At 67.2% G+C, this 4,497-nt stretch carries 4 protein-coding genes; all 4 read right to left on the minus strand.

The window, feature by feature from the left end; translation table 11 throughout:
- Window positions 1-146: 146 nt before the first annotated feature.
- From ACFXOM_RS01090 to ACFXOM_RS01105, 4 genes are read right to left on the minus strand one after another with little or no spacing between them, the layout of a single operon-like run.
- Window positions 147-1,295, minus strand: a complete 1,149-nt coding sequence (locus ACFXOM_RS01090; protein WP_384949205.1) for an ABC transporter ATP-binding protein — start codon at window positions 1,293-1,295, stop codon at window positions 147-149.
- On the minus strand, window positions 1,288-2,331 hold the full coding sequence (locus ACFXOM_RS01095; protein ID WP_384932042.1) for an ABC transporter ATP-binding protein: 1,044 nt from the start codon (window positions 2,329-2,331) through the stop codon (window positions 1,288-1,290). Before ACFXOM_RS01095 ends, ACFXOM_RS01090 begins: the two co-directional genes overlap by 8 nt.
- 47 nt (window positions 2,332-2,378) lie before the next feature.
- Entirely contained in the window at window positions 2,379-3,296 is a 918-nt protein-coding gene (locus tag ACFXOM_RS01100) for an ABC transporter permease (RefSeq protein ID WP_384932045.1), read from the minus strand.
- 23 nt (window positions 3,297-3,319) lie between these two features.
- The gene (locus ACFXOM_RS01105) at window positions 3,320-4,246 is read right to left on the minus strand and encodes an ABC transporter permease (RefSeq protein WP_384932048.1); all 927 of its coding nucleotides are present in this window, start codon (window positions 4,244-4,246) and stop codon (window positions 3,320-3,322) included.
- Window positions 4,247-4,497: the final 251 nt, after the last annotated feature.

Consider the following 4,497-nt stretch of genomic DNA (forward strand, 5'->3'; position numbering starts at 1 on the left):
TGCCGGTTTGGGGGGGTGGGGGGGGGGGGGGGGGGGGGGGGGGGGGGGGGGGGGGTTCCTTGGGGGGGGGGGGGGGGGGGGGGGGGGGGGGGGTGGGGTTTGCGTTTCCTCCCCCCCCCCCCCCCCCGGCCGTCACCTCGTACGCATCACCCCGCGTGGACGACGTCCTTCTCCTCGGCGAAGTGGCATGCCGACTCGTGCGCGGCCGGGGAGTCCGTGCCCTGGAAACGCTCGGGGATCGCCAGCAGCGGCACCTCGGTGGCGCACTTGTCCTGGGCCTTCCAGCAACGGGTGCGGAAGCGGCAGCCGGACGGCGGGTTCGCCGGCGACGGGACGTCACCGGTGAGGATGATCCGCTCGCGGCCCTCGCGGGCCTCCGGGTCCGGCACCGGGACGGCCGACAGCAGCGCCTGGGTGTAGGGGTGCGTCGGATGATCGTAGATCTGCGCGTCGGTGCCGATCTCGGCCATCTTGCCGAGGTACATCACGCCGACCCGGTCGGAGATGTGACGGACGATCGACAGGTCGTGCGCGATGAAGATGTAGGACAGGTTGAACTCGTCCTGCAACCTCTCCATCAGGTTGATCACCTGCGCCTGGACGGACACGTCGAGGGCCGACACCGGCTCGTCGCAGATGATGACCTCGGGGTTGAGCGCCAGGCCCCGGGCGATGCCGATGCGCTGGCGCTGGCCGCCGGAGAACTGGTGCGGGTACCGGTTGATGTACTCCGGGTTGAGGCCGACGACGTCAAGCAGCTCCTGCACCTTGCGGCGCCGGTCGCCCTTCGGCGCCGCCTCGGGGTGGATCTCGAAGGGCTCACCGATGATGTCACCGACCGTCATCCGCGGATTCAGCGAGGTGTACGGGTCCTGGAACACCATCTGGATGTTGCGGCGAACGGCCTTCATCGCACGGCCGGACAGCTTGGTGATGTCCTGGCCCTTGTAGAAGATCTCGCCGGCCGTCGCCGTCTCCAGCAGCATCAGCAGCTTGGCGACCGTCGACTTGCCACAACCGGACTCACCGACGATCCCGAGCGTCTCGCCCTGGTAGAGGTCGAAGGAGACCCCGTCCACGGCCTTGACCGCACCGACCTGCTTCCTGAAGAGGATGCCATGGGTCAACGGGAAGTGCTTGACCAGGTTGCGCACCTGGAGGATCGGCTCACCCCGGTCGACCGGGGCGTCCAGCGCCTCGACGACCCGGGCCTCGGAAGACACCTCGACGGCCTCGACACCGGCGACGTTCGGAGTGGCGTCCACGGCCTCGCCCTTCTTGTCCGACTCAGCCATGGATCGTCTCCTTCCAGAGGTGGCACGCGCTGCCGCGGCCGGCGAGCTCGGTGCCGTCCTGCTCGGTCACCTGGTGCAGAGCCGGGATGTCGGTACGGCAGATGTCCTGCGCTTTGGTGCAGCGCGGGTTGAATGCGCAACCCGAGGGGATGCGCAGCAGGTTGGGCGGCAGACCCTTGATCGCGTACAGCTCCTGGCCCTTCTGGTCCAGGCGCGGGATCGAGTCGAGCAGACCGCGGGTATAGGGGTGCGCGGGGCGCTTGTAGATCTCGTGGATCGAGCCCTGTTCGACGATGCGGCCCGCGTACATCACAGCGATCTTGTCCGCGACGTCGGCGACCACGCCGAGGTCGTGGGTGATCAGGATCAGGCCCATCTGGTACTCGCGCTGGAGTTCCGCCAGCAGGTCCATGACCTGAGCCTGGACGGTCACGTCGAGCGCGGTGGTGGGCTCGTCGGCGATGATCAGATCCGGCTCCAGGGCCAGCGCCATGGCGATCATGATGCGCTGGCGCATACCGCCGGAGAACTGGTGCGGGTAGTCGTCGACGCGCGCCGCCGCGGCCGGGATCTTCACCCGGTCCATCAGCTCGATCGCCTTCTTCTTGGCGTCCCTCTTGGACATTCCCTGGTGCACCCGGAACATCTCGCCGAGCTGGTTGCCGACCGAGTAGACCGGGTTCAGCGAGGAGAGTGCGTCCTGGAAGATCATCGCCATCTTGGCGCCCCGGAGCCTGCGGCGCTCCTCGGCGGACATCTTGAGGATGTCCTGGCCGTGAAAACGGACCTCGCCCTGGGTGACCTTTCCGGGAGGGCTGTCCAGGATGCCCATGACCGCCTGGGCTGTCACGGACTTGCCTGAGCCGGACTCGCCGAGTACGGCGAGGGTCTCGCCGGCGTCGACGCTGTAACTCACACCGTTGACGGCCTTGGCGACTCCGTCGCGGGTCTTGAACTCGACATGGAGGTTGTCGACCTCCAGAAGCGGAGCCGAAGAGTCCGTGCCCGCCTCGCTCACAATCTCGGACGTCGTCACGCCGCCACCTTCATCCTGCTTGCTGGTCTTGTCCTGGGGCATCGAGGTCACCGCAGCTTCGGGTCGAGCGCGTCACGCAGGCCGTCACCGACGAAGGCGAAGCCGAGGACGGTGACGACGACGAACATGCTGGGGCCGAGCCACAGGAAGTCCTTGACACCGACGAATGCCTGGCCGGCGGCGAGCATGTTGCCCCACTCCGGGACGTCGACGGGGACACCCACACCGAGGAAGGAGAGGGCCGCGACACCGACGATGGTGGTACCGACGTTGAAGGCCGCGTACACCATGACCGCGGTCAGCGAGTTGGGCAGGATGTGCTTGCGGATGATGCGGAGCTTGCTCGCGCCAAGCGCCTGGGCGGCGTGGACGTAGTCCATCTCGCGCACTTGGAGGATCGAGCCGCGCAGGAGTCGGGCGACGGTGGCCCAGGAGAAGATGGCAAGCGAAATAATCACTGGCAGGATGCCGCGGCCGACCACCAAGATGATGACGATGGCGCCGATGAGCAGCGGGAAGGCGAGGAAGACGTCGACGACGCGCATGATCACGTTGTCGACGGCCTTGCCGAAGTAGCCGGCGACGGCACCCATGACGACACCGATCAGGACGGCGAAGAAGATCGAGGCCAGGCCGACGAGCACAGCGGTGCGGGCGCCGACGAGCAGACGCGAGAACTGGTCACGACCCAGGGCGTCGGTGCCCAGCCAGTGCGCGGTGCCCGGATCGGCGAGCGTGTTGTTGAGGTCCTGCGCCATCGGGTCGTACGGCGCGAACATCTCGCCGAAGGCCGCGGTCAGAAACAGCAGGACGACGATGGTCAGGCCGACGACGGCCAGCTTGTTCTGGAGGAAGCGGTGACGGATCTCGCCCCACTGGGTGATCTGCTTGATGGCGGGTTCGGCGTTCGGCGTGTCGGCCGCGGGCGCCTGGGTCCCCGCAGGGCTCTCCACGAGCTCAGACATGAGAGATACCTCCTAGGGGACGGTCAGTTGAGGCGGATGCGCGGGTCGAGGACCGCGTACAGCAGGTCAACGAGCAGGCTCAGCAGGACGAAGATTCCGACGCTGTACGTGACCACACCGACCACGATCGGATTGTTCTGCTGCTGGACCGCCTTGACGAGCGCGTTGCCGATCCCGTCGTAGTTGTAGATCGCCTCCGTGATCAGAGCACCGCCGAGCAGGGATCCGAAGGAGATACCGAGATACGTCACCACCGGGATGGTGGAGTTGCGCAGCACGTGCTTCAACAACACCTGGCGGCGCGGGAGTCCCTTGGCGACGGCGGTCTTCACGTAGTCCGCGCGCAGGACTTCGAGCATGGTGCCGCGGGTCAGACGGGCGACGAAGGCGACGTCGACGATGGCCAGGGTGAACGCGGGAAGGATCATCATCTGGAAGTTCTGCTCGCCGAAGAGCGAGAACCACTCGAGCTTGATGACGAAGACGGACTTCAGCAGGAAGCCGATGACAAAGGTCGGGAAGCCGACGGCCGCCGTGGTGATCAGTGTCGTCGCCATATCCCAGACGCTGTATCTGAACAGCGCCGCGACGATGCCCACCAGCATGCCGAGGAATGTGACGATCACGGTCGCCATCACGGCCAACTTGGCGGTGTTGACCAGCTTCGGCCCGAGGATCTCGCGGACCGGACGGTTCTGCTGGTAGTCCGTGCCGAGGTCGCCGGTCGCGACCTTCTTCACGTAGTTGACGTACTGAACCGGCAGTGGGTCGTTTAGCCCGTACCTCTCCCGGAGTTCCTTGACGACCGCGGGATCTCGGGCCTTGTCGCTGCCCACCATCGAACCCACGGGGTCACCGGGGAGAACGAACAGACACGCGAACAGGACCATGCTCGCGCCGAGCAGGACGATGACCATCTGCCCGAGGCGACGGGCGACGTACCTTCCCATGTTTTGCCTCTCTACCTGGCCGCTTCTGGGTGCAGCGACCGCCCGGCCCAGGACAAGGGCCGGCTATACGGCGTGCGGGGTGTGACCCGCCGAGTGTGAGGGGTGCCGAAGAACGGCCTTGGCGTGGGGTCGGGGGGGGGGGGGGGGGGGGGGGGGGGGGGGGAGGACACCCCCCCCCCCCCCCCCGCCCGCCCCCCCCCCCACCCCTGACACCGGGTGTGCGCCTCTCCCCCACACCGGGACCAGCACGG

It is taken from the genome of Streptomyces sp. NPDC059169 (assembly GCF_042755225.1).
Classification (GTDB): Bacteria; Actinomycetota; Actinomycetes; order Streptomycetales; family Streptomycetaceae; genus Streptomyces.